Genomic DNA, 26,089 nt, shown 5'->3' on the forward strand with positions numbered 1-26,089 from the left:
AAATTTTAAATAATGTCATTATAATAGATAATAGAATACATAGGAGGGGGATGTAAAGTATGAAAGTAGAAACGCTTCCTGTCATTAAAGGAGAAAATAATTTGCCGAATTATGATGAGGCATACGCGAATTTTAACTGGGAAGAGGTTAATAAAAACTTTACTTGGAATGAAACAGGCCGAGTAAATATGGCGTATGAGGCAATTGATAAGCATGCGAAATCCGATCGAAAGAATAAAGTAGCTCTTTATTATCAAGATGGATCGCGAAAAGAGAAATATACATTTAAGGAAATGAAGGATTTTTCTAATAAAGCAGGAAACGTCCTTAAGAACTATGGCGATGTAGAAAAAGGCGATCGCGTTTTTATTTTTATGCCACGTTCTCCAGAGTTATATTTCGCACTTTTAGGTGCAGTGAAATTAGGAGCAATTGTTGGACCGCTATTTGAAGCATTTATGGAAGGCGCAGTTCGCGATCGCTTAGAAGATAGCGAAGCAAAGGTGTTAATTACAACGCCTGAATTGTTAGAGCGCGTACCATTAAATGATTTACCGGCTTTAAAAACAGTTTTCCTTGTTGGAGATAATGTAGAAGAAGGCGGTAAAACGGTAGCGTTCAATCCGTTATTTGAACAAGCTTCAAAAGAATTACATATTGAATGGTTAGGCCGTGAAGACGGTTTGATTCTACATTACACGTCTGGTTCTACTGGTAAGCCAAAAGGTGTGCTTCATGCGCAAAACGCAATGGTTCAGCACTATCAAACGGCGAAGTGGGTATTAGATTTAAAAGAAGACGATGTATATTGGTGTACTGCTGACCCGGGCTGGGTAACTGGAACAGCTTACGGTATTTTCGCACCGTGGTTAGTTGGAGCGTCAAATGTTATTTTAGGTGGACGCTTTAGTCCAGAAGCTTGGTATGAAGCACTGCAAGATTACGGTGTGACGGTTTGGTACAGCGCACCAACAGCATTCCGTATGTTAATGGGAGCTGGACAAGACGCAATTAAAAAATATGACTTATCACAAGTTCGTCACGTATTAAGCGTTGGTGAGCCGTTAAATCCAGAAGTAATTCGCTGGGGTATGAATGCATTTGGACTTCGTATTCATGATACGTGGTGGATGACAGAAACAGGTGGACAAGTAATTTGTAACTACCCTTGTATGGAAATCCGTCCAGGTTCAATGGGGAAACCAATTCCAGGTGTGAAAGCAGCGATTGTTGATAATGAAGGAAATGAAGTGCCTCCTTACACAATGGGTAACTTAGCAATTGCGAAAGGTTGGCCATCTATGATGCGCGGGATCTGGAATAACCAGCAAAAATATGAATCTTATTTCATGCCGGGAGATTGGTACGTATCAGGTGACTCTGCTTATATGGATGAAGATGGATACTTCTGGTTCCAAGGACGTATTGACGATGTAATTATGACGTCAGGTGAGCGCGTTGGTCCGTTTGAAGTAGAAAGTAAATTAATCGAGCATGCTGCTGTTGCAGAAGCTGGTGTAATTGGTATTCCTGATCCGGTGCGCGGCGAAATTATTAAAGCATTTATCGCACTTCGAGCAGGATACGAACCATCTGATGAATTAAAAGAAGAAATTCGTCAATTTGTAAAGAAAGGCCTAGCAGCTCATGCAGCGCCACGACAAATTGAATTTAGAGATAAATTACCGAAAACGAGAAGTGGTAAAATTATGCGCCGCGTATTAAAAGCGTGGGAGCTGAATTTACCAACAGGTGACTTATCAACGATGGAAGATTAAGAGAGAAAGGTCTGAACGAAAAATGTTCAGGCCTTTCTTTTTTATGATATCATGAACTCATATATATAAGTTAAAGGGGATAGTATGATGAAAACAGAAAAGGAAAAGATGATACTAGGAGAAATGTACATACCGGCTGATCCAGTTTTAGTACAAGAAAGAGAGCAAGCACGTATATTAACGAGAAAATTAAATGATACGCCAGAAGAGCAATTGAAAGAGCGTAGCGAAATCGTAAAAGAATTATTCGGAACGACAGGAGATAATATTCATCTTGAATCTTCTTTTAGATGTGATTACGGCTATAACATTCATGTCGGTGAAAATTTTTACGCGAACTTTGACTGTACCATTTTAGACGTATGCCCGGTAACAATCGGAGTGAACTGTATGTTAGCTCCAGGTGTTCACATTTATACAGCAACGCACCCGCTTGATCCGGTAGAGCGTATAAGCGGATCAGAATACGGAAAACCAGTTACAATTGGCGATAACGTATGGATTGGCGGAAGAGCAATTATTAATCCAGGTGTAACAATTGGAGACAATGCGGTGATCGCATCTGGTGCTGTCGTAACGAAAGATGTACCTAATAATGTAGTAGTTGGCGGGAATCCTGCAAAGATTATAAAAAAACTAAAATAATATTTGAACGAAGAGCCTTCCTCGTCTGTATACAGTTATAAAAGAATAGATGAGGGAGGCTTTTATATGTCTAATAAATTACTTCTTGCGACGTTGTAAAGGATTGGAGAGAAGTGAAATTCCACCTCTATTTGACACGCCTATATAAATGATGGTATAAAGAAAAGTATATGAATAATTGAGCGTGGAAAGGGAGAAGTAGTGATCATTTCCCTGTTTTAGAGAGCTGATGGCCGGTGAAAATCAGCACATAGATGATCGCGAATTACGCCCCTAGAGCATCTTTTTTCGATTGAATTGTATTCAAAAGGGAAAAGACGGTGCTAAGCCGTTATGTAAATAAGGTGGTAGGCTTTTTTTGCCTGCAACTAGGGTGGTAACGCGATGATCAAAATCGTCCCTTATTTGAAGGGGCGATTTTTTTATGTTTTTAACCTTCACGCCAGTAATGAACTTAAAGGAGAGTATGTAGGATATGGGTATTTTACAAGATCTTGAATTTCGCGGTCTAATTAATCAGCAAACAGATGCTGAGGGCCTTGAGCAATTATTAGAAAAAGAAAGCGTTAAATTATATTGTGGTTTCGACCCGACAGCAGATAGCTTACACATTGGTCATATGTTACCAGTATTAATGTTACGTCGTTTCCAATTAGCTGGTCACCAACCAATCGCACTTGTTGGCGGTGGTACTGGTATGATCGGTGATCCAAGTGGTAAAAAAGCAGAGCGTACATTAAATACGAAAGATACAGTTGCTTACTACACAGAAAGCATTAAAAACCAACTTTCAAACTTCTTAGAGTTTGAAAACGTGGACAACCCAGCAACGATGGCTAACAACTACGACTGGCTTGGTAGCTTAGATGTAATTTCATTCTTACGCGATATCGGTAAAAACTTCGGTTTAAACTATATGTTAGCAAAAGATACAGTAGCATCTCGTTTAGAAACTGGTATTTCATTTACTGAGTTTAGTTATATGATTTTACAATCATACGACTTCCTAAACTTATACCAACACCATAAGTGCCGCCTACAAATCGGTGGTAGTGACCAATGGGGTAACATTACAGCTGGTCTTGAATTAATCCGTAAATCAGAAGAAGATGCGAAAGCATTCGGTTTAACAATTCCACTTGTTACTAAATCTGACGGTACGAAGTTTGGTAAAACAGAAGGCGGCGCAATTTGGTTAGACCCAGAGAAAACAACTCCTTACGAGTTCTACCAATTCTGGATTAACACAGATGACCGTGATGTTGTTAAATACTTAAAATACTTTACATTCTTATCTCATGAAGAAATTCTTGAGCTTGAGAAACAAGTAGCTGAAGCACCAGAAAAACGTGCAGCACAAAAAGCATTAGGTGCAGAAATGACAAAACTTGTTCACGGCGAAGAAGCATTAGAGCAAGCGATTAAAATTTCAGCTGCATTATTCAGCGGTTCTGTAGCAGAACTAACTGCAAGCGAAATCGAACAAGGATTCAAGGACGTACCATCTGTAGAACGTACTGCAGAAGATACAGTATTAATCGACTTACTTGTAGAAAGCAAAATCTCTCCATCAAAACGTCAAGCACGTGAAGATGTAACGAACGGCGCAATCTACGTAAACGGTGAGCGTACACAAGCGTTAGACTACGTTGTAACAGAAAACGACCGCATCGAAGGTAAATTTACAATCATTCGCCGCGGTAAGAAGAAATATTTCTTAATTCGTTACTAATAAATAAAAAGCTTTGGGGAAATTCCTCAAAGCTTTTTTTGTTTTAATCTCCTTTTCGAGTTCATACGGAAATCACATGTAAGCGGTATGATAAACGTATAACAATTAGAAAGGAGTGGTAAAACGAAATGTCACTAGAAGCGTTGATTATTTTTTCTTTGCTAAATGCGGGTCAGCTTGCAGAGAATTCGAAGGTTGATATACATAAAGAGCAGAAAGATGCTTATGTATATGTTCAAAAAGAGGAAAATAAATAACTTTAATATATATAAATAAAAGCTACTCGAAGTAACTGTTTTGGTGTCTTCGGTAGCTTTTTAAATTATGAATAAATAGGAATTAATTCTCGCTTAAAATCTTCGTACATTTCAAAGGCAATTTTCATGATTTCTTTGAGTTCATCGTAACTGTGGAAATATAACACGGGTACTTTTCCCATATCATTTGATAACAATCTTATAAATACGTCCCAAGGGTCTCCAACTCTAACTTCATCATTATGCCATGCTTCCCAAATTAATTCAGCAACACCATATTTTAAGCTGATGTTAAATCTAAAGGCGTAGCTATCTTTGTTTTTTACTTCACCTACAATAAAAAAGTTTTCCTTTTTCATAAAACGAGCTTTATAACCAAGGGATTCAAATATTTCAATAGCTTTTTCGTTTTCATAGTTTTCAAATGTGTTTTCTCTATCTGGAAATTGTTTTGATAATGCTTTATATCTCTGAATAAAATCAATTTTTGTAAGGCTGGCTTGTATTTCAGGTTGTAAAGAATACGCCAAAAATTACTCCTCCCTAATTTTTTATATTAGATCAAATAAAGCAGTATACATGTTAGATACATGAAGAAATCCACCTTTTGTGAGTCGGATTTTTCTTAGTTTAATTCTATTAAAATATTATGATGGTTAATTGAAATATAGTTATTTTTAGCAAGATTTTGCAGTTAGCTATTTAAAAGTGTAAGTATATCTCCTTTAAATATAGCAGCTATTTCCGCTTCCTCTAATGAATCTCCCCATCTAAAAACTATATCATCTTTTGGGCAGAGATGAATGGAAAGGTTAAAATAATCTATTTCATCTTTCCATTTGTTATATTCATTAAATGCTTTTTTGAAGATTTTTCTAACATTTTCTTCCGCAATTATATCATTATTTTTACTTGCAATGATTGTAAATCTTTTAGGATTACTAGAAACTATTTCAATGGCATCTGGAAGCTTCTCAAGACAAAACTCTGCAATACTTGAGTAGAAAGTTGTTCCTCCAACTTCCATTTCAACTTCTGGACCCTTATTAAATCCCTCAAGTTTCCATTTGGTTTGAAGAGCTTTCCATACCTTTCGGTATTTTTCAATTTTAGAGTTTTTGTCTTTGATTTCAATAGCTGCAAGCAAGTAGAATTTGTAGACATTAGTCAAATCATGTTTCATAAATACTTGCTTGATTTCAGTGCCACATACTTCTTTGAATTGTTTTTTTTCATCTGAGCTAAATAACATGGAGCCATTAACACTGAATAAACTTAAATTTGGTAAATTACCGACTCTTTTGATTGCTTCATCCTTACTAAACCATTTGTAGTATGAGAATGCATCTTCTTCTACTTCATTCCAACACTTCATTTTACCACCTCAATTTTAATAGTCATAATGATTCCCATGTACATCATTGAAATGTGATCCTCTATTTTGAGATGGATCATCTGGATAAGTATGACCGCCTGAATGCTCTCTTATAATCTTACCATCTTTGAAATGATAGTCTCTTCCAAGAATAGGGTTCCCTCTTTTATCTACAGCTGGTGTCACCTTAGTTGGCTGTTCATTAACAGGAATACCGCTTGCTCTCTTAGCTTCGTTGAAAGCTCCACCTCTCTTAGCTCCTTTAGGAGTAAAATTTGGCGGTCTTTGTCCTTTCTCTGCTTTTACATAGTCTTTGTAGTTAGGTTTTACTGTCTGCGTAACTCTTTCGCCAGACTTACCAAAAGAATATTGAAACCTTTGCAAAGTATCGATACTATTTTGAACGGTATTATACCATACAAATGTACCATGTGTAGCAACACCTGCTCCAGCGGTTGTAAGAGCTAAATCAGCTGGGATAACAATTGGTGATGCTGCCCCGAAAGTTACTCCTTCTAACAATACGGTTCCAACATTTGATCCTGTTACAATAGCTATACCGCCCAAAATTTCAAAAATAGATCCTACCCCTGATACAAAATTACCCACAAGATTTCCGGCTTGAAAGGTTGTTTTGTTTTCTAATTCATTGCTCATTGGTAATTCCACGCCTGTAAAGTTTTCAGCAGCTGAATTACAAATTCCTTGGAAGAATTCCCAAGCGCCAATAGCTGTTTTTTGGTACCACGGTCTATTAGCTTCTTGTTCCTGCAAAGCCATTTTTTCTTCAATTTCTTTTTTTATTTCGGTTTCTTGGACTCTTTCCTCTGCAATTTTTTGAATAGAGGTTATCCATTCCATATTCAACCCTTGTGTACTAAATGTACCACTGACGGGACTAAAACCTTTTCCGCTTTGTACTTCAGCTAAACCTGTCGTGATACTAGCGGCTAATTGAATCGCTGTATTATAGTTATCACTAGATGTTTGATTAAATTCATATAGGTGCTCTAGCTTTTCTTGAAGTTTACGCCTCATGTCAGCAAATAGATTTACTATAGCGTCCATGCCCGAGATAGGCATAGCTTGATTGATTGCTTCCGTACTTGCTATCATTCGGTCAATTTCTCGAATTTGTTCTAATATCTCTTGTTCGATTACATCTGTGGAAGCGACTTGTGATTGAAATTGATTTGGAAATGCATTATTCTGACGGATTAATTCTTCGCATAAGTAAATGATTCCTTGTGCTAAGGGACGAAAGGTTTGTAAGAAATATGCTTTTGCACTGCTATATGTTTGTCCTTGTAGAACAGTATCCAATGCAAAAGCGTCAATAGAATGAATAATTTGTTCCATACCTTGAATAGTAGTGGTACAGAAAGAGTTCATACTTTCTGTTTGAGCTTGTACTTCACCGAGATACATATTTAAAGACATGAACTTTCCCTCCTCTTACAAGAAAATAATACCAATTTAAGGAAGGGATTGTAAATGGAATATTCTAATAATTCGGCAGTTAAAGAGATAATTGTTCATTAAGTTTTTTTAATCTTATTCAGATGCTCGGGTGATGAAGAGGTTTTTAAGTTGAATGTAAATAGAAAAAGGGAAGGTATAGATTATGTACAAATAAATACGTTGTAAAAATCATGTTAACAAAAGGAGAGTACAGCAAAGAAAAATGAGTTGTGGGGTAGAATGTAGTGTTTTTTTAGTGTTAGAAGAAGGGGGGAGGTTTTTATTAATGTGGATAAAAAATGGATGAAATTCTAGAGAGAGGGTTAAGTTTTATTTTGTTACATTGTTTTGTTTTTATACATATAATCGGCTATATTCAATAAAAAAAGCCCAGGCCCCTTGATAAACAAGGTTCCTAAGGCTTTTAATAATACTCTTTGCAGAGTACCGAGATTAACGAGAGTAGAACTCTACGATTAATGCTTCGTTGATTTCAGCTGGTAACTCAGAACGCTCAGCGTGACGAGTGTAAGTAGCTTCTAATTTGTCAGCATCGAAAGTTAAGTATTCTGGTACGAAGTTGTTAACTTCGATCGCTTCTTTAACAACAACAAGGCTGTTAGATTTTTCGCGAACGCTGATAGTTTGACCAGGTTTTACACGGTAAGATGGGATATCTACGCGAGCGCCATCAACCATGATGTGACCGTGGTTTACTAATTGGCGAGCTGCACGACGAGTGCGAGCTAAGCCCATACGGTAAACTAAGTTGTCAAGACGAGCTTCAAGAAGGATCATGAAGTTTTCGCCGTGCTTACCAGGCATTTTACCTGCTTGGTCAAATGTGCGACGGAATTGACGCTCAGTCATGCCGTACATGTGACGAAGTTTTTGTTTCTCTTGTAATTGTAAACCGTATTCTGAAAGTTTCTTACGTTGGTTAGGACCGTGAGGACCTGGTGCGTAAGGGCGTTTTTCTAATTCTTTTCCTGTGCCGCTTAGAGAGATTCCAAGACGACGAGACAGTTTCCAAGCTGGACCTGTATAACGAGCCATAGTTGACTCCTCCTTTAAAAATGTTTTTATTTACGTAAAATAAAAACAGACGTAATCGATATTTACGGGCATTTTGTTTTCATGTACCTTCGCTCCAGCAGCAGGGAGTTACGAGATACACCTCCGTAGAGGAACAAAATACAAACGATAAACTCACATTACAAGGCTGCCTTTTTATTTTACACAAACGCTATTATATCTTTTACCCAGAGTTTCGTCAAGCGAGTACGTTTTTGTTTTATGCATAAAAATTTTGGAAATTAATATAAGAAGGAATTTAAAACAATATAGAAGAAGAGATAGAAACACAAATAAAACGCTTACATAAAATGAGGGAAAACGTTCATCAAATTTTTATGGATGAATATGCGGCAATAAAAACATAAGGGGGATGTTTTTATGAAAAAGAAGCATATGGAGACAGCGTTAATTCATCACGGTTATACACCTGAGGAACATAAAGGAAGTTTAACACCACCTTTATTTCAAACTTCTACATTTACATTTGAGACTGCGCAGCAAGGAGAGGCGAGTTTTGCGGGAGTGGATCCATCTTATATTTACTCAAGGCTTGGAAATCCGACTGTGAAATTATTTGAAGAACGTATGGCGGTGTTAGAAGGAGGAGAAGAAGCACTTGCCTTCGGATCTGGTATGGCAGCTATTTCAGCAACTTTAATCGGTTTTTTAAAGGCTGGAGATCATATTATTTGTTCAAATGGATTATATGGGTGTACGTACGGTTTTTTAGAAGTGTTAGAAGAAAAATTTATGATTACGCATTCGTTTTGTGAGATGGAGACAGAGGTTGATATTGAAAATAAAATTCGTCCAAATACAAAGCTTATTTTCGTTGAAACACCGATTAATCCAACAATGAAATTAATCGATTTAAAACAAGTTATTCAGGTTGCGAAGCAAAATGGTTTACTTGTTATTGTTGATAATACATTTTGTTCACCTTATTTACAAAGACCGCTTGAGCTTGGCTGTGACGCTGTTGTGCATAGTGCGACAAAATATATTGGTGGTCACGGTGACGTTGTAGCGGGGGTAACAATTTGTAAAACGAAAGCGTTAGCCGAAAAGATTCGCCCGATGCGAAAGGATATCGGCGGTATTATGGCGCCGTTTGATGCGTGGTTATTATTACGCGGGTTAAAGACGTTAGCAGTAAGAATGGATCGTCATTGTGATAATGCAGAAAAAATTGTATCGTTCTTAAGAAAACATGATGCGGTAGAAGATGTTTGGTATCCAGAAGGAGAGTTAGCATCTCGTCAAATGAAACGCGGGGGCGGTGTTATTTCTTTTTCAGTAAAAGGCGGAAAAGAAGAGACGCAAGCGCTTATTAATGATCTTCACTTTATTACAATTGCGGTGAGTTTAGGAGATACAGAAACGTTAATTCAGCATCCAGCAACGATGACGCACGCTGCGATTCCAGCTGAACTAAGAAAAGAAATGGGCATTTTCGATAATTTAATACGCTTATCAGTCGGTTTAGAATCGTGGGAGGATATCGTTTCTGATTTAGAGCAGGCATTAAAGAAAATATCTACTGTAAATCAATGAAAAAAGAGTGAGCTATCGGTTTTGTACAGGGCGTACTAAATCGATAACTCGCTCTTTTCTTTTTACATATGTTTTAGGAGTGTTTCCACAAACTTTTCTAAATAGCGCTGATCTACTTCATCAAAACGATTCTTTTCAGGACTATCAATGTCAAGTACACCAATGACAGCTCCTTCTTTCACAATTGGTACAACGATTTCTGAATTAGAAGCACTATCGCAAGCGATGTGACCTGGGAATTGGTGAACGTCTGCTACAAGCTGTGTTGTTTTCGTTTCAGCTGCTACGCCGCAAACGCCTCGTCCAAATGGAATGCGTACGCAAGCAGGCATTCCTTGGAACGGTCCAAGGACAAGCTGAGTTCCTTCTGTTACGTAAAAGCCAACCCAATTAACGCGATCTAAAAATTGGTTTAATAATGCGGACGCATTTGATAAGTTTGCGACTACGTTTGATTCGCCAGTTAATAACGCATCCAGTTGTTTAATTACTGTCTCATATTGCTGCACGCGAGACCCTGCATAACTTTCTTTAGTAAACATGGAAACAGCTCCTTTTTTATCGAGATGTGTAAAATATTAGCAAAATACGATGTATTTCACATGACTTTGTCGATAGAAAATTAAAGGAATTTGTCTTAAAAGTCAAGAAATTTAAACTATAGCTGTTCAGTGAGGGGAAGTGAGCGCATGAAGCAGACGAAACAAAAAGTAATTGATGCGGCAATATCGTTGTTTAATACGAAAGGGTATGATGGAACGTCGGTGCGAGACATTGCAAAGCGAGCGGATGTGAATGTAGCGAATATTTCATATTATTTTGCTGGGAAGCAAGGTTTATTAGAACAGCTTATTACTGATTTTTTAGAAGGATATATTCATGTGATTGAAATGTCGTTTGAACAGAGAGAGTATTTGTCGGCTAAAGATGTGATGGTGCAAATGGTGCGCGGGATTTTACGATATCAATTTGAAAATAGAGAACTAACACGTTTCTTCTACCGAGAGCTTTCGCTTGATACGACATTAATTCGTGAAGTGATGACCGTTTATTTTTCTAAAGAAAGATATTATATAGAACAAATGATTAGACAAGGACAAATGAAACAAGAATTTCAGAAAGTATCATTTACAATGTTTATGACGCAATTAAAAGGTATGATAAATATGCCGTTTTTATATCCACAATATATATCAGAAGTACTGCATTCTTTCCCGTCTGAGACATTTTTCATAGAAATGTACACGAAAGAGATTGAGCAATGGATGGAACAAGCATTATGTAAGGCAAATATGTACCGTGAATGGCCAAGAGCTGTTCATATGTGAAGAATCCCCACCTAACGAACTGAGGTGGGGATTTTTATGTTTACTTTTCTTTGCCATAAATTGTTACATAATAGCGCGATAATTGTTAATGCAGCTCCAGCGATTTCAATTTTATCGACTGTATAACCTCGAAAGATAGAACCGATCAGTGCAAGGATAGGAACTAAATTCATAAATAATATGCCGTTAATAGATGAAATATAGCGATTTCCCATATTCCAGCAAAATACAGCGATAACGCCTGCGATAATCGACATATAAAAGAGCTCAAAACGAACGCTCACAACTGTACGCAGTGACGGCATAGTAACTATATTTGTGTACGTTAAGAAAGTAACAATAACGATGAGTGAAATGGAGCCAAATAAACAAGTTAATGTCGTGTACCTAAGTGGTGACCAAGATTGAAAACGAGCACCCCCGTTTGTATAAATGACCCAGCAAGTAACGCCGCATAGCATCAATATATTTGTTGATAAGTGGCTTGCAGCTCCAAATAGTAATTCAATATTTCCTTTTGAAATGACAAGCATAACACCAAGTAATGCAACGAACATACAAAGGAATGTATAGTTTTGTGGGCGGCGATTTTTCGTTATCCATTGCAGTGATAAGGCAATCAGTGGCATAAGGGATTGAATCATAGCTGCATGGATTGCTCCGGAAGGTCCGGCAAGTTGTTGTCCGTAGAAAACGAGAAAACCATACCCGGCGAAACCGACTGTCCCGTAAAAGAATAGAGAAAGTGTTCTTTTTTCTAAGCGGAGTGAAGTCTTTCCTTCAGTAATTAATAGCAAAATAAGAAAAATAATAGCTGCTGATCCATAGCGAATCGTTGTGAAGAAGAATGGATCGATAAATTGCAGAGCATTTGCCATTACAGGAAACATAAATCCCCAGGCAGTGACGGCGAGTAAGCATAGAAAGGATCCGATTAGCATTTGTTTTTTGTTCAAGAGTATCTTTCCCCTTTACATTTCGTTATAGTAAGTTGATGAAATAAGTATAAAGAGTAATTGTTTATAGGAGGAAATATCGATTTCTTATAACGGTTATAACTTTTTGTTAGAGGTGTGTACGATGGATTTGGAGGCAGTACGATCGTTTATTGAAGTGAAGCATACGCGAAGTTTATCAAAGGCAAGTAAGATTTTACATATATCACAACCAGCGCTTAGTAAACAAATTCAAAAGTTAGAAGTGGATTTAGAGGTTACTTTACTTAAACGTTCTGCGCAAGGAGTAGAGTTAACGGAGGCAGGAGAGTTATTTATAAAAAGAATGTTACCGATTTTGGAGCAAATAAATGAAGTGAAAACAGAAATGAGGGGGTATCAAGGGAACCGGAAGTTTTCAATTGGTATACTACCGAGTTTAGCGGAGCATTACATATCAGAATGTAAAAATATATTAGGTGATGAGTTCGAAGTGGAATGGCAAATCGGGCATACGGAAGTATTAAGAGATTTATTTAAAGCGCGGGAGATTGACGCGATGTTCATCGATTCAGTAGTAGAAGGTGCTACGTATATAAAAGAAGTGCAACAAGAGAAAATTGTTTGTGCCGTTTCAAATAATCATCCGTACAAAGAGAAGATAGTCATTCAAATAGAAGAGCTGCACAATGAAAAATTAATTGTATATCCAGAAATATGTGATGTAAGGAAAATGATTATGAACATGTTTCATGAAATAGGTGTAAAACCAACTATAGCTGTGGAAACATCTTACGCAGAACCGATGCTTGCAATGGTAAAAGCTGGCCTTGGTATCACGTTACTTCCAGAAAGGGCAGTAGAGCAGTCTGTAAGGCAAGGAAATGTACATGTAATTTCTGTTGAACCACCACTCATGCGGAAAATTTATTTCGTATCCCATACGAAAGATTGTTTGTTATTACAATTATTTGAGGATAGGTAGTGAGGTAGGCGGAATATTGAGAAAGATTACAATCACATTGAAAGAAACATGAAATTTTAAAAAAAACTAGGTCAAAAACAAACCATTACATGGTATGATTAGTACATTGTTAGTTGTTAAATATAGGGGAATTCCCTTTTTATACATAATGCCTTCCATTTCATAAACGGAACGGACAAAAAAAGAGATATAACTAGGAGGCTTTTTTGCATGGATTCTATCCTGACGATCGTTATCATTGTAGTAAGCTCTATTCTAGTGCTGCTCATGATAGAGCTTGTGATAAGAAATCGTTCATATAAAGATATTGAAGCACTGGAGCAGTGGAAACAAGAGATAAAAGATAAACCTGTGGCAGATGAACTAAAACGGGTAAAAGATTTAAACATGACGGGTCAAACAGAAGAACTATTTGGTAAATGGCGTGAAGAATGGGATGAAATTGTATCAACAACCCTTCCGAAAGCTGACAAAGATTTAGCGCAAGCGCGAAAATTCGCCTCGCAATTCTCCTTCCGAAAAGCAAAGCATGCGATGAACGAATCCATAAGTGGTTTAGATGACGCTGATAATCGTATTACTGACATTTTAAATGAATTACAGCAATTGTTAGAAAGCCATGAGAAAAATAGCTCGGAAATTGAAGGGTTACGTGATACATATCGTAGTATGAAAAAGAGTGTTCTTGCTCATAGACATATGTATGGAGCAGCAGAGCAGAAAATCGAAGAGATGCTAGACGCTGAATCTGAGAAATTTAAAACCTTTGAAGAAGCAACAAACAATGGCGACTATTTAAAAGCGAGAGAAATTGTTATTAGTTTGGAAGAAGGTTTAGCAGATTTAGAAATCATTATTCACCAAATTCCAGATTTATTGGTAGAGTGTCAAGCGACGTTACCAGTTCAGCTGGAAGATTTATTACACGGACATAATGATATGGTAAGACAAGGTTATGTATTAGATTATTTGGAAGTCCCTAAAGAAGTTCGCGATATGACGAAACAACTACAAACATGTTTAATGGATATACAGGAGCTTCATATAACAGAAGCGGCTGAAAAAGTAGAAAATTTAAAAACACGTTTAGATGGCTTCTACGATCAATTGGAACAAGAAGTACATGCGAGACATTATGTGGAGCAAAAAACACTTTCTGTTTACGATGACTTAGAAGAAATGCGTATCGAAACGATTGAAACGAAAACAGAAACACAACTTGTGAAACAAAGCTATCAGTTACAAGATAAAGACATTGAGTCTCAAAAAGTAATTGAAAAGCAAATGCACATTTTAACGAAACGTTTTGAAATGCTACAATTACGCGTTGCAGAACAAGATATTGCCTTCTCTATTATTCGTGAGGAACTAGAAGAGGTTTATGAGCAATGTGAAACGTTAAAAGTACTTCATGCAGAATATAAAGAAATGCTGCAAGCGATGCGCAAAGAAGAATTTGAAGCACGTGAGAAGTTACAAGAAATGCGAAACACTATTTTCGAAACGAAACGCTTTATGCAAAAGTCGAATTTGCCAGGTCTTCCAGAGAGTATTATGGAAGATTTAAAAAGAGGGCAAATGGCAATGCAAGCTGTATATGAACAATTAGAAGTGAAGCCGTTAAATATGAACGCTGTAAATAGCAGTTTAGAAGAAGCATACACAACTGTGAACGGTGTAGCTGAAATGACAGAAGAGTTAATTGGACAAGCATATTTAGTGGAAAAATTAATTCAGTACGGTAACCGTTACCGTAGTCATGATGAAAACTTAGCAGAAAGTTTAAATTATGCTGAGAAATTATTCCGTGAATACCAATACGATGCAGCTTTAGAACAAGCGGCTTCAGTATTAGAGCAACTTGAACCTGGCGTTGTTCAAAAAATAGCTGAATATGTAGACAATGAACAAACCCTTTCATAAAAGGGTTTGTTTTTTTGTGTAATTTTGCAGGCGATGTTGCTATAATGAATAGCGGAATACAGCAAGGTTATTCGTTTCAAAATAAAGTGAAACTGTAATCAGTTGGAGGATTCATCCCCACTGATTACTAGCCTTCACCAATCGGGCATTTACGGGCAGTTAATCTCCCATCTAACTTCTTTGCTCTAACTGGATTTTGAGGTGAGAGTCTTATTGCCCGTTAACGCGGGATAAAGTGAAACTGTAATAGGAGGGCATCCTCGCCAATTATTAGCCTTCACCAATCGAGATAAAATGGAACCTTTGCGTAGTCTTAGCGTAATGACACGTATTTATGATATGATTATACGATGTGATAGCGCTGAAAGGGGAAGAACGATGATCTATTTTGATAATAGTGCGACGACGAAGCCATATCCAGAAGCTCTTCAATCGTACGTGACGGTTGCTGGGAAATATTTTGGTAATCCTTCTTCTATTCATTCGCTTGGAGGAGAGGCAGAGCGTCTATTAACACAATCAAGAACGATTGCAGCGCAGCTTCTTCGTGTTAAACCTTCTGAAATTATTTTCACATCAGGTGGAACGGAAGGGAATAACCTTGCGATTAAAGGGATAGCGATGAGGAATCGTTCGCGCGGCAAACATATCATTACAACAAATATTGAACACGCGTCTGTGTTTGAGGCATATAAGCAATTAGAAGAACTCGGGTTTGATGTAACATATTTACCGGTTAACGAGCATGGTGTTGTGTCGGTAGAAGATGTGAAACGAGCACTTCGTGAAGATACGATTCTTGTGTCAATTATTCATGTGAACAACGAAACTGGAGCAATTCAGCCCGTTGCTGAAATTGGAACGTTATTATCGAATCATCCGAAAATAAGATTCCATGTAGATCATGTACAAGGGATAGGGAAAGTACCGCTTGATTTATATGCTTCTCATATTGATCTTTGCTCAATATCTGGACATAAATTCCACAGTGTAAAAGGAACGGGTCTTCTTTATGTACGCGATGGCGTAAGATTAGATCCGATTTTATCAGGTGGTCAACAAGAGCTTAAGTATCGCTCTGGTACAGAGAATTTACCTGGCATTGTAGCGATGGTGAAAGCACTTCGCATGACAATGGAACAAGTGAAAGAAAAGGTAGCTCATTTGCAAAGTTTACAAGCAGAGCTTGTTCGTTTCTTTAAAGAGATGGAAGATGTAACGATTAACACGTCGCTTGCATATGCAGCACCGCACATTTTAAATGTATCATTTGTTGGTTTAAAACCAGAAGTAGTCGTTCATGCTTTAGAAGAACACGGTGTATATGTGTCAACGAGATCTGCTTGTTCTTCAAAAGCAAATGAAGTGAGCAGAGTGTTAGTGTCAATGGGAGTGCCGCATGCAGCAGCTACAAGCGCTATTCGTATTAGTTTGGCACCAGAAAACACAATGGAAGAAGTAAAACGATTTGAAGGTATTGTAAAAGAGACGATGCCAAAATTATATGAAGTGATGAGGTAAAGAAATTATGTTGAAATATGAATATATTTTAGTGCGTTACGGAGAAATGACGACAAAAGGTAAGAACCGTTCTAAGTTTGTAAGCACATTAAAAGATAACGTGAAGTTCAAACTGAAAAAATTCCCAAATATTAAAATCGATGCAACACATGATCGTATGTACATCCAGTTAAATGGTGAAGATCATGAAGCAGTCTCTGAAAGATTGAAGGATGTATTTGGTATTCATAAGTTTAACTTAGCGATGAAAGTACCATCAGAATTAGAAGACATTAAAGAAGGTGCATTAGCAGCTTTCTTACAAGTAAAAGGTGATGTGAAAACATTTAAAATTACTGTACACCGTTCTTATAAGCATTTCCCAATGAGAACGATGGAATTATTACCTGAGATTGGCGGACACATTCTAGAAAATACAGAAGATATTACAGTAGATGTTCATAATCCAGATGTAAATGTACGTGTAGAGATCCGCAGTGGCTATAGCTATATCATGTGCGATGAGCGTATGGGAGCTGGCGGTTTACCAGTTGGCGTTGGCGGAAAAGTAATGGTACTTCTTTCTGGTGGTATTGATAGCCCAGTAGCAGCTTACTTAACGATGAAACGCGGCGTATCTGTGGAAGCAGTTCACTTCCATAGTCCACCTTTCACAAGTGAGCGTGCAAAACAAAAAGTAATCGATTTAGCGCAAGAGTTAACGAAGTATTGTAAACGAGTAACGCTTCACCTTGTTCCGTTTACAGAAGTGCAAAAAACGATTAATAAAGAAATCCCATCTAGCTATTCAATGACGGTTATGCGCCGTATGATGATGCGTATTACAGAACGTATTGCTGAGGAGCGTAACGCACTTGCAATTACGACTGGTGAAAGTCTTGGACAAGTAGCAAGCCAAACGTTAGATAGTATGCATACGATTAATGAAGTAACAAACTACCCAGTTATTCGTCCACTTATTACGATGGATAAATTAGAAATTATTAAAATCGCGGAAGAAATTGGCACGTATGATATTTCAATTCGTCCGTACGAAGATTGCTGTACAGTATTCACACCAGCAAGCCCAGCGACGAAGCCGAAGCGTGAAAAAGCAAATCGTTTTGAAGCGAAATATGATTTCACACCATTAATCGATGAAGCTGTAGCGAACAAAGAAACAATGGTATTACAAACGGTAGAAGTAGTGGCGGAAGAAGAAAAATTTGAAGAACTTTTCTAAAACCATAAATTACCATATCTAAAACGTGTATGAAGTCATGTTATTTATCACACTCTATACTCACAAGGAGGTGATATAACATGTCACGTAGCACAAATAAATTAGCGGTTCCTGGTGCAGAATCAGCATTAGACCAAATGAAATACGAAATCGCTCAAGAGTTTGGTGTTCAACTTGGAGCTGATGCAACAGCTCGCGCTAACGGTTCTGTTGGTGGTGAAATCACTAAACGTCTAGTTTCACTAGCTGAGCAACAATTAGGCGGTTTCCAAAAATAATCCCATATGATGGCTTAGAAAGAGCGGGTTCTCCCGCTCTTTCTTTTTTTGTGTTGTGTCGCTATTTGTCGGTAAGTCGATGTAATTTCGTTTACTAATTCGACAGAACTGAAAAATTTGTCAAAAGAAGAGGGTTCAAAATTAACAGAAAATTCTTTATTATATAAAGGAGGCATAAAGAAAAGGGAGGATATTTTATGAAGCGAGAAGAATTGTTGGCGCCACCGTCTTATAATTTAGTTTCTGAAATAGAGAAATATACAGGTGATAAAGGGAAGTTAGCTTTAATTTGGCAAGATGATAAAGGGAATCGAAGGGAAGTTACATACGCTGAATTAATGCAAGGTGCGAATAAAATTGGAAACGCTTTTATAAAAAGTGGTTTGCAAAAAGGGGACAAGCTTCTCATTATGATGCCGCGTTTAATTGAAGCGTACATGACGTATATTGCTGCTATTAAAGCAGGATTTGTCGTAATTCCAAGCTCGGAAATGTTACGTAAAAAAGATATAGAATATCGAATTGGACATGGAGAAGTAAAAGCAATAGTAAGCTATGAGCCGTATATTAGGCAGTTTGATGATATAGAAGCGATGGAATCTCTTCGAAAATTTGTCCTGAGCGAGCAGTCAGTAGATGGATGGGTTAATTTAAAAACAGCGTTAGAAACAGAGAGTGACATGTTAGAAATGGCTAAGACAGATAAAGAAGATATGGTCTTTTTATCTTACACGTCAGGAACGACAGGAAATCCAAAAGGTGTCGTTCATACACATGCGTGGGCATACGCTCATTTACGTACGAGCGCTCCAAATTGGCTCGGAATTGAAGAGAATGATATTGTATGGGCAACAGCTAGTCCAGGCTGGCAAAAGTGGATTTGGAGCCCGTTTTTAGCAACTTTAGGATCAGGGGCAACAGGGTTTGTATATCACGGTAAGTTTGAACCGAAAACGTACCTAAACTTATTAGACGATAATAAGGTGAATGTACTTTGTTGTACACCGACTGAGTATAGATTAATGGCAAAGGTAGAAGATTTAAGCCAGTACAATTTAGAGGCATTACATAGCGCTGTATCGGCAGGTGAGCCGTTAAATAGAGAAGTCATTGAAACGTTCAAAAAGCACTTTCATATTACAGTGAGAGACGGCTATGGGCAAACGGAAAATACATTACTTGTTGGTGTAATGAAAGGGATGGATATTAGACCAGGATCAATGGGGAAACCAACGCCAGGTAACCACGTCGATATCGTAAATGAGGAAGGTACCCCAGTTAAAGTAGGCGAAGTTGGTGATATTGCAGTTCACATTGAAACGCCGGCCCTCTTTAAACAATATTACAAAGACGATGAGCGTACAGCGATGCAATTCCGCGGTGATTATTATATTACAGGTGATAAAGCGAAGAAAGATGAAGACGGCTACTTCTGGTTTGAAGGGCGCGGCGATGATATCATTATTAGCTCTGGTTATACAATCGGGCCGTTTGAAGTAGAGGATGCACTTGTAAAACATCCTTACGTAAGAGAATGTGCAGTTGTCGCAAGTCCTGATGAAATTCGTGGAAGTGTCGTGAAGGCATTTATCGTATTAAGAGAGAATATAGAAAAGAACGAAGAAACATTAATTCCAACACTCCAACAACACGTCAAAGAACTCACTGCACCATATAAATACCCTCGCAAAATTGAATTTGTAGATGAACTACCAAAAACGATTTCTGGAAAAATTCGCCGTATTGAACTTAGAAAACAAGAGATGGAGATTCCGTCAAAATAATTTTGAAAACAGTGAAGTAAATAGTTGAATGAAATGTAAAACAATGATAAAATGAAAACGAACAAAAGTTCGGTTTTATAAATTTAAAAAAGAGGTGTCCGTATGATTTTAGGTATTAATCCGTACTTAGTTTTAGATGGTAGTGGGCAAGAAGCTGTACAGTTTTATAAAGAGGCTTTAGATGCAAAAGTAGAAGTTATGCAAACTTTTGGTGACATGCCTGAAAATCCAGAATACCCGATTCCAGCTGAAGCGAAAGAGCGCGTTTTACACGCTACTTTAAAAGTTGGTAATACGGATCTTATGATTTCTGATACATTCCCAGGTCAAGGGCATGCAATCGGATCTCAAGTAACAATCGCAATTCAAATTAGTAATGCAGAAAAAGCAAAAGAAGTATTCGATAAGTTACAAGAAGGTGGAGAAGTTATCATGCCACTTCAAGAAACATTCTGGAGCCCAGCATACGGACAAGTAAAAGATAAATTTAATATTGAATGGCAAGTTACAACATCTACTACTGAACAAAAGTAATTTTTAGAAAAGCACCATGTTTTGAAATGGTGCTTTTTTTTATACAATAAAAAATAAAGGAGATGGGATATATGGGAGAAATTTGGTATGGCGGCACCATTTACACAGTGAGAGAAGAAAATGAAAAAGTGGACGCTGTTTACATTGAAAACGGTACGATCGTTGATGTTGGAAGTAAAGAAGAGTTAGAAAACCAATATGCCGCGGTTACATTGCACGATTTAAAAGGCAAAACGATGATTCCAGGTCTCGTTGATAGCCACATGCACCTTATTGGGCATGGGGAGAGATTGCTTCGTTTAGATTTATCAAATTGCACATCTTATGGCGAAGTGCTTACTCTTGTTCAGAAGCGAGTGGAAGAAGCTCCAAAGGGCTCTTGGATTATTGGAGAAGGATGGAATGAAAATAACTTTACAGATACAAAAGATGTTCACGTGCGTGATTTAGATGAAATTTCGAAAGAACATCCCATTTTACTAAAGAGAGTTTGTCGTCACGTTACATGGGTGAATGCATACATACTGCAAGAAGCGAATATAACAGAAGCGACAGAAGATCCAAAAGGCGGGAAAATTGGTAGGGATTCATCAAATAAGTTAACAGGGCTTTTATATGAACAAGGGCAAGAATTAATTAAACATGTTCAGCCAGAAATTGATGAAGCTTATTTACAAAGAGCTCTGCAAACAGCGATTAAAGATTGCTGGAAATACGGACTTGTTGGCGGGCATACGGAAGATTTAAATTATTATGGTGGTTTTAGAAAAACATATAATGCGTTTTCTCACGTTATAAAAGAAATGCCATTTAAAGCCCATTTGCTCGTTCACCATGAAGTAGCACATGAACGAAAAGAATATGAAAATGAACATTATATTGAATTTGGGGCAATGAAAATTTTCTCTGACGGTTCTTTTGGCGGAAGAACAGCATTATTAAGTGAACCGTATGAAGATGCGAAGGAAACAAATGGAGTTGCGATTTTCTCACGTGAAGAACTTGCGGAATTAGTAAAGAAAGCACGATATTTACATATGCCAGTTGCGATTCATACTATCGGTGACTTATCGCTTGAATATGTCATTGATGCACTCGAATTATATCCACCAGCAGAAGGGTTACGTGACCGCATCATTCATTGTCAGCTTGCTCGTGAAGAGTTGATTGAAAGAATGAAAAACTTGCAAGCCATTATCGATATACAGCCAGTCTTTCTTTCATCAGATTTTCCGTCAGTCATTGAAAAACTAGGCGAGCACCGTCTTCGTTATGCGTACGCTTGGAAGACGTTACTGGAAGCAGGATTACACTGCAACGGTGGCTCAGATGCTCCCATTGAACAAGTAAATCCGTTTCTAGGCATATATAGCGCTGTTACACGTAGAAGTTTTATTGACGGTATATGCTATATGCCTGAGGAAAGATTAACGGTTTATGAGGCTGTTTCTTTATTTACAACAGGAAGTGCCTATGCAATTGGAAAAGAAGCGAAGCGAGGGCAAATTACAAAAGGATATGAAGCAGACTTTACAATATTAGACCGCAATATTTTTGAAATTGAGGCAGAAGAAATAAAAGAAGTACAAGCAGAAATGACCGTAATAGATGGCCAAGTTGTCTATAGAAAAGATGCGTAAAAATATATGAGCGGTTTTCGGAATATATCGAATTACCGACAAAAACTGACAAGAATAACGGCCGGATAGTAAGAGAGTATTGTTCGCGTCAATCGGGGGAAATAAATAACCGCAGAATTATGGAATTTCATAATTCTGCGGTTATTTTAATCTTATAAAAACGTTCTCTGTACTTTTTCCCAGAAAGAATTGTTTTTTAATTTAACTGTTTTAATTTGTTTATCGCTTAAGCGTACAACAGCTTTTTCCACTTGTTTAATGCTAAGCGCTTCGTTATCCATGCCGATAACAGGATAATCGTTACCGTCTGGTCTTAGTTTTAAAGTTAATGTACGTTCGTGATTTAAAATGAAAGGTGAACCGAGCGTACGGTAAGTGTTGTTGTTTAAAGATGCTAGTTCGCTTACTTGGAAACATGGGATAAGCGGGTCAACAACTGCACCATGCAATGATTTATTGTAAGCAGTACTTCCTGTTGGGGTAGAAACTACTAAACCGTCACCTCTAAATGTTTCGAAATATAAATCATCAACATGAACATCTACAACGAATGTTTTAATAATGCTAGAACGTAATGAGAACTCATTTAAACAATGGAAAGATGTACTGCCATCTACATCTACCTGAATTGTTGGATATTTTCGCACTTCAATTTCATTTTTTGTAATTTCTTGAAGGGCTGTATCAACGTGATCAATATGGAAATCGCAGTAGAAAGAAATTTCATCTTTCGTAGAAATCCCTGCGTATAAGCAATCTTCTCTAAAACCAGTTTTACGAACGGCTTGTAAGAAGGTTGCATCATCTCCAACACTGACGATAGCGTTTGCATTTTTTGGATGATCTAATATGGTAAATCCATTCTCTTCTAAAATACGATAGATTGGTTTCATTTTTTCAACGAGCGTTGCTTTGTCATCACCATAAAAGAAAAATAAATTGCGACGATCTGCCATTATGTATCCCTCCACTGCAGTTAAATTTTCTGTTTTTCGTGCTACATATCATTAGAGTCCGTTCCCTGATGATATGTTCAAATAATATATTTCGATATAAATTGTCAAAATACCTTTTTATTTTTAGAAAAATTTTTATATTCAATCTTATAAAACTCTGTTTAACGATGAATAAACTTGTCGATAATGGGTACGGAGTGAAAGGATGATACGTATGAAGTGGCTCGTAATTGGAATAATAATTCTTCTTCTTTTTATTTTGTTTATACTATTGTCGAAAATAAAGCTTAAGGTGACATTTTTATATTCAGAAATGGAAAAGCAATGTTTGCTTCAAGTGAAAATATGGATGATTCGATATACATTTGATGTGTTGGAAAGAATTGAAAAACAGCAGAAAAAGACAGGACAGAAAATCGAAAAAGCTGAAGAGGACGGCGGACTCGATAATAAAATTATGGCGCAACTTGACAGCATTGGTGAACTGATAAAAAAGCTTCAAGAAGTTCATACTATTGTTAAAGATTTTCTCAAACGAGTGAAAATCAATGGTTGGAAATGGCATACACAAATTGGAGCAGGCGATGCAGCTAGTACTGGAATTGTCACTGGATATGCATGGGGGACAAAAGGTATGGCTGCTGGAGTTGTCGGACAATATATGCATATTGTCGACGTACCAGAATTTGAAATTACCCCAGTTTTTCAAGGGAAAGGATTTGCATCAAGATGCGAGTTAACAGCATCTTTTCGTATATTCCGCGCTATAAAAACTGGCGTCAAATTACTCGTATTTATGAGAAGACAAAGATCTGGTATGACAGAAAAATCTGTTCAAGCATAGGGGGGATATAGAATGGACCATCCAATTCAAGGTTTAATGACAACAGCAATGCAGCATTTAAAACAAATGACTGATGTAAATACAATTGTTGGTGACCCAATTAAAGCGGCAGATGGAAGCGTAATTCTTACAGTTTCGAAAGTAAGTTTCGGATTTGCTGCTGGTGGAAGTGAATTTGGTAAAGTAGAACATTCAGGCCGTCATCCATTTGGCGGGGGAAGTGGTGGAGGAGTTTCTATTAATCCTGTTGCCTTTCTTGTTATAAATGGAGATGGTGTGAAAGTATTGCACTTAGATAAACAAACACACGTCATCGATAAAATAATTGAATTAGCGCCACAAGCTGTTGATAAAGTGAAAGAAATGATGGATAAACGAAAAGAAGATGATCCTGAATTTCAAATTTAACGAATAAAGAAGCTAATCAATAGGTTAGCTTCTTTAATTTTTTTGTAAATAAAGCGATTTTATTTGCATTATCGATAGGGACAAACTATCATTTACATTGTACATATTTTGTTTAAATAAGGGAGGATTTTCAAGTGGCAAACGTAACTTTTAAAGGTAATCCAATGACTTTAGTTGGAACAGAAGTTAAAGTTGGCGATCAAGCGCCAAACTTCCAAGTATTAGCAAACGACTTATCTCCAGTAAGTTTAGAAACATACAAAGGTGAAGTAAAATTAATTAGTGTTGTACCTTCAATCGACACAGGTGTGTGTGATGCACAAACTCGTCGTTTTAACCAAGATGCAGCAGGTATTGAAAACGCGAAAGTATTAACAATTAGCGCTGATTTACCATTCGCTCAAAAACGCTGGTGTGCAGCAAACGGTTTAGAAAATGTTGTAACACTTTCTGACCACCGCGACCTTTCATTCGGTGAAGCTTACGGCTTAGTAATGAAAGAGCTTCGTTTACTTGCTCGTGCAGTATTCGTAGTAGATAGCAATGACAAAGTAGTTTACGCAGAATACGTAAGCGAAGGTACAAGCCATCCAAACTATGAAGCAGCATTAGAAGCAGCTAAATCTGCGAAGTAATGTGATGAAAATGACCTCTTATAAAGAGGTCGTTTTTTCTCATATATTGCTCTGTAACAGCATCGATATATGAGAAAAAACGTTATATCATATATAACTAAAGGGGAGCTCTTTACAGGAGGTCGCTTTTTCTTTTTGGAAAAAATCACTTTGTGGTATGATATAAGTTATGTGTAAAAGAGAGAAGGAGGAATGTACGTGAGTCAGACAGTAGAAACATTATTTTCTATTTTTGATTCTTCTGCGGTAGTTTTACGTAAAGAATTAGATGTAACATATTTAGAGGCGCTTGTAGAAACAGGTGATAACTTGTTTGAGGGAGCGATTTTACAAGAGGAATTATCCGAATCAGCAATTGAAAGGCTGAATCGTGAATATAGTACGTTTAATGAAGAAACATATAAAGGTGAAGAAATTCGTAAAGCATTTCAGTTAGCCATCTTAAAAGGAATGAAAGAAGGCGTACAAGCGAATCATGAAATGACGCCTGATGCAGTTGGAATGTTCATGAGCTACTTATTCCATAAATTTATGCAAGGTCAAAACGAGATCACAGTTTTAGATCCTGCAATTGGAACAGGTAATTTAATGACTACAGTGTTTAATAGCGCCAAAGAAGGACTAACAATGAGTGGGTTTGGTGTAGAAGTGGATGAAGTGCTAATTAAACTTGCTTTAGTAAATGCAAATTTACAAAAGCATGCAATCGAATTCTTCCATCAAGATGGACTAGCACCACTTTATATCGATCCAGTTGATGCAGTCGTTTCAGACTTACCGGTTGGTTATTATCCAAACGAAATCGGTGCAAGTGAATATAAATTAAAAGCAGATGAAGGAATGTCGTATGCCCATCACTTATTTATTGAACAAAGTGTGAAACATACGAAAGAGGGCGGTTACTTATTCTTCTTAGTACCAAACTTCATTTTTGAAAGTGACCAGGCACCAAAATTACATGCATTTATTAAAGAAACATGCTTTATTCAAGGGTTATTACAGCTTCCTGTTTCCATGTTTAAAAACGAGAAAAATGCAAAAAGTATATTTGTTCTCCAAAAGAAAGGCGCTAATGTAACAATGCCAAAACAGGCGTTATTAGTGGAGTTGCCTAAATTCTCTAACATGAAGGCGATGGAAGACATTATGGATCAATTAAATACTTGGTTTGCAACACATAAATAAAGCTGGGTATATGTAACAGCATTAGTGATTCA

At 37.2% G+C, this 26,089-nt stretch carries 25 protein-coding genes and 1 other annotated feature; of the genes, 18 read left to right on the top strand and 7 right to left on the bottom strand.

The window, feature by feature from the left end:
* The first annotated feature begins 59 nt into the window (after nt 1–59).
* The 4 genes from acsA to ACS2QP_RS22155 all read left to right on the top strand — a co-directional run bounded on the left by acsA (nt 60) and on the right by ACS2QP_RS22155 (nt 4,412).
* Nucleotides 60–1,778 carry an acetate--CoA ligase gene (acsA, locus tag ACS2QP_RS22140; protein WP_000862049.1) on the top strand — a complete coding sequence of 573 codons (1,719 nt, stop codon included), beginning with the start codon at nt 60–62 and terminating at the stop codon, nt 1,776–1,778.
* 84 nt (nt 1,779–1,862) lie between these two features.
* Complete coding sequence (locus ACS2QP_RS22145; protein ID WP_002026426.1) at nt 1,863–2,423, top strand: maltose acetyltransferase domain-containing protein; 561 nt, start codon at nt 1,863–1,865, stop codon at nt 2,421–2,423.
* 176 nt (nt 2,424–2,599) lie between these two features.
* Nucleotides 2,600–2,828 (top strand) — a binding site (T-box leader).
* Between the two features lie 70 nt (nt 2,829–2,898).
* Nucleotides 2,899–4,155, top strand: a complete 1,257-nt coding sequence (tyrS, locus tag ACS2QP_RS22150) for a tyrosine--tRNA ligase (protein ID WP_438882853.1) — start codon at nt 2,899–2,901, stop codon at nt 4,153–4,155.
* A 128-nt stretch (nt 4,156–4,283) separates the two neighbouring features.
* Nucleotides 4,284–4,412 (top strand): hypothetical protein, encoded by a 129-nt coding sequence (locus ACS2QP_RS22155; protein ID WP_000050940.1) that lies wholly within the window; start codon nt 4,284–4,286, stop codon nt 4,410–4,412.
* A 65-nt stretch (nt 4,413–4,477) separates the two neighbouring features.
* On the opposite strand, the gene ACS2QP_RS22160 is transcribed toward ACS2QP_RS22155, so the two are convergent.
* The 4 genes from ACS2QP_RS22160 to rpsD all read right to left on the bottom strand — a co-directional run bounded on the left by ACS2QP_RS22160 (nt 4,478) and on the right by rpsD (nt 8,304).
* Nucleotides 4,478–4,942, bottom strand: a complete 465-nt coding sequence (locus ACS2QP_RS22160; RefSeq protein WP_063537687.1) for a hypothetical protein — start codon at nt 4,940–4,942, stop codon at nt 4,478–4,480.
* Between the two features lie 164 nt (nt 4,943–5,106).
* Entirely contained in the window at nt 5,107–5,787 is a 681-nt protein-coding gene (locus tag ACS2QP_RS22165) for a hypothetical protein (RefSeq protein ID WP_063537685.1), read from the bottom strand.
* 15 nt (nt 5,788–5,802) lie between these two features.
* Nucleotides 5,803–7,227, bottom strand: coding sequence for a T7SS effector LXG polymorphic toxin (locus ACS2QP_RS22170; RefSeq protein WP_438882854.1), 1,425 nt, complete (start codon nt 7,225–7,227; stop codon nt 5,803–5,805).
* Nucleotides 7,228–7,701: 474 nt separating this feature from the next.
* Nucleotides 7,702–8,304: a 30S ribosomal protein S4 gene (gene rpsD / locus ACS2QP_RS22175; RefSeq protein ID WP_000135317.1), complete on the bottom strand. Its 603-nt coding sequence runs from the start codon at nt 8,302–8,304 to the stop codon at nt 7,702–7,704.
* A gap of 399 nt (nt 8,305–8,703) precedes the next feature.
* Between rpsD and megL the strand changes: the two genes are divergently transcribed.
* Nucleotides 8,704–9,879 (top strand): methionine gamma-lyase, encoded by a 1,176-nt coding sequence (megL, locus tag ACS2QP_RS22180; RefSeq protein WP_153581590.1) that lies wholly within the window; start codon nt 8,704–8,706, stop codon nt 9,877–9,879.
* Nucleotides 9,880–9,941: 62 nt separating this feature from the next.
* Here the strand turns inward: megL and ACS2QP_RS22185 are convergent, their stop codons facing one another.
* Nucleotides 9,942–10,421 carry a GAF domain-containing protein gene (locus tag ACS2QP_RS22185; protein ID WP_000494342.1) on the bottom strand — a complete coding sequence of 160 codons (480 nt, stop codon included), beginning with the start codon at nt 10,419–10,421 and terminating at the stop codon, nt 9,942–9,944.
* A 147-nt stretch (nt 10,422–10,568) separates the two neighbouring features.
* Between ACS2QP_RS22185 and refZ the strand changes: the two genes are divergently transcribed.
* Nucleotides 10,569–11,207 (top strand): forespore capture DNA-binding protein RefZ, encoded by a 639-nt coding sequence (refZ, locus tag ACS2QP_RS22190; RefSeq protein WP_153581591.1) that lies wholly within the window; start codon nt 10,569–10,571, stop codon nt 11,205–11,207.
* Between the two features lie 11 nt (nt 11,208–11,218).
* Here the strand turns inward: refZ and ACS2QP_RS22195 are convergent, their stop codons facing one another.
* Nucleotides 11,219–12,163, bottom strand: a complete 945-nt coding sequence (locus tag ACS2QP_RS22195; protein ID WP_153581592.1) for a DMT family transporter — start codon at nt 12,161–12,163, stop codon at nt 11,219–11,221.
* Between the two features lie 124 nt (nt 12,164–12,287).
* Between ACS2QP_RS22195 and ACS2QP_RS22200 the strand changes: the two genes are divergently transcribed.
* The 8 genes from ACS2QP_RS22200 to ACS2QP_RS22235 all read left to right on the top strand — a co-directional run bounded on the left by ACS2QP_RS22200 (nt 12,288) and on the right by ACS2QP_RS22235 (nt 22,029).
* Nucleotides 12,288–13,127 (top strand): LysR family transcriptional regulator, encoded by an 840-nt coding sequence (locus ACS2QP_RS22200; protein ID WP_438882855.1) that lies wholly within the window; start codon nt 12,288–12,290, stop codon nt 13,125–13,127.
* A 210-nt stretch (nt 13,128–13,337) separates the two neighbouring features.
* Nucleotides 13,338–15,050: a septation ring formation regulator EzrA gene (gene ezrA, locus ACS2QP_RS22205; protein ID WP_000377303.1), complete on the top strand. Its 1,713-nt coding sequence runs from the start codon at nt 13,338–13,340 to the stop codon at nt 15,048–15,050.
* 378 nt (nt 15,051–15,428) lie between these two features.
* The gene (locus ACS2QP_RS22210; RefSeq protein ID WP_438882856.1) at nt 15,429–16,571 is read left to right on the top strand and encodes a cysteine desulfurase family protein; all 1,143 of its coding nucleotides are present in this window, start codon (nt 15,429–15,431) and stop codon (nt 16,569–16,571) included.
* A 7-nt stretch (nt 16,572–16,578) separates the two neighbouring features.
* The gene (gene thiI, locus ACS2QP_RS22215) at nt 16,579–17,793 is read left to right on the top strand and encodes a tRNA uracil 4-sulfurtransferase ThiI (protein WP_000922337.1); all 1,215 of its coding nucleotides are present in this window, start codon (nt 16,579–16,581) and stop codon (nt 17,791–17,793) included.
* 80 nt (nt 17,794–17,873) lie between these two features.
* Complete coding sequence (locus ACS2QP_RS22220) at nt 17,874–18,071, top strand: alpha/beta-type small acid-soluble spore protein (RefSeq protein ID WP_000091639.1); 198 nt, start codon at nt 17,874–17,876, stop codon at nt 18,069–18,071.
* A 197-nt stretch (nt 18,072–18,268) separates the two neighbouring features.
* Nucleotides 18,269–19,855, top strand: coding sequence for an acyl-CoA synthetase MbcS (mbcS, locus tag ACS2QP_RS22225; RefSeq protein WP_000817773.1), 1,587 nt, complete (start codon nt 18,269–18,271; stop codon nt 19,853–19,855).
* A 102-nt stretch (nt 19,856–19,957) separates the two neighbouring features.
* Nucleotides 19,958–20,389 (top strand): VOC family protein, encoded by a 432-nt coding sequence (locus tag ACS2QP_RS22230; protein ID WP_000600350.1) that lies wholly within the window; start codon nt 19,958–19,960, stop codon nt 20,387–20,389.
* Between the two features lie 71 nt (nt 20,390–20,460).
* Complete coding sequence (locus ACS2QP_RS22235; RefSeq protein WP_438882857.1) at nt 20,461–22,029, top strand: amidohydrolase; 1,569 nt, start codon at nt 20,461–20,463, stop codon at nt 22,027–22,029.
* A 152-nt stretch (nt 22,030–22,181) separates the two neighbouring features.
* Here ACS2QP_RS22235 and ACS2QP_RS22240 read toward each other — a convergent pair whose 3' ends face one another.
* Complete coding sequence (locus tag ACS2QP_RS22240; protein ID WP_000785177.1) at nt 22,182–22,985, bottom strand: NAD kinase; 804 nt, start codon at nt 22,983–22,985, stop codon at nt 22,182–22,184.
* Between the two features lie 205 nt (nt 22,986–23,190).
* Between ACS2QP_RS22240 and ACS2QP_RS22245 the strand changes: the two genes are divergently transcribed.
* The 4 genes from ACS2QP_RS22245 to ACS2QP_RS22260 all read left to right on the top strand — a co-directional run bounded on the left by ACS2QP_RS22245 (nt 23,191) and on the right by ACS2QP_RS22260 (nt 26,057).
* Nucleotides 23,191–23,829: a DUF2953 domain-containing protein gene (locus ACS2QP_RS22245; protein ID WP_002164419.1), complete on the top strand. Its 639-nt coding sequence runs from the start codon at nt 23,191–23,193 to the stop codon at nt 23,827–23,829.
* Nucleotides 23,830–23,841: 12 nt separating this feature from the next.
* Nucleotides 23,842–24,237: a GerW family sporulation protein gene (gene ytfJ, locus ACS2QP_RS22250; RefSeq protein ID WP_000350003.1), complete on the top strand. Its 396-nt coding sequence runs from the start codon at nt 23,842–23,844 to the stop codon at nt 24,235–24,237.
* Between the two features lie 134 nt (nt 24,238–24,371).
* On the top strand, nt 24,372–24,872 hold the full coding sequence (tpx, locus tag ACS2QP_RS22255; protein WP_000024525.1) for a thiol peroxidase: 501 nt from the start codon (nt 24,372–24,374) through the stop codon (nt 24,870–24,872).
* 198 nt (nt 24,873–25,070) lie between these two features.
* A complete protein-coding gene (locus ACS2QP_RS22260) occupies nt 25,071–26,057 on the top strand; it encodes a class I SAM-dependent methyltransferase (protein ID WP_000084367.1) in 987 nt (328 codons plus the stop codon).
* The last annotated feature ends 32 nt before the right edge of the window (nt 26,058–26,089 follow it).

Source organism: Bacillus cereus group sp. Bce019 (genome assembly GCF_051781745.1).
Lineage (GTDB): Bacteria > Bacillota > Bacilli > Bacillales > Bacillaceae_G > Bacillus_A > Bacillus_A cereus.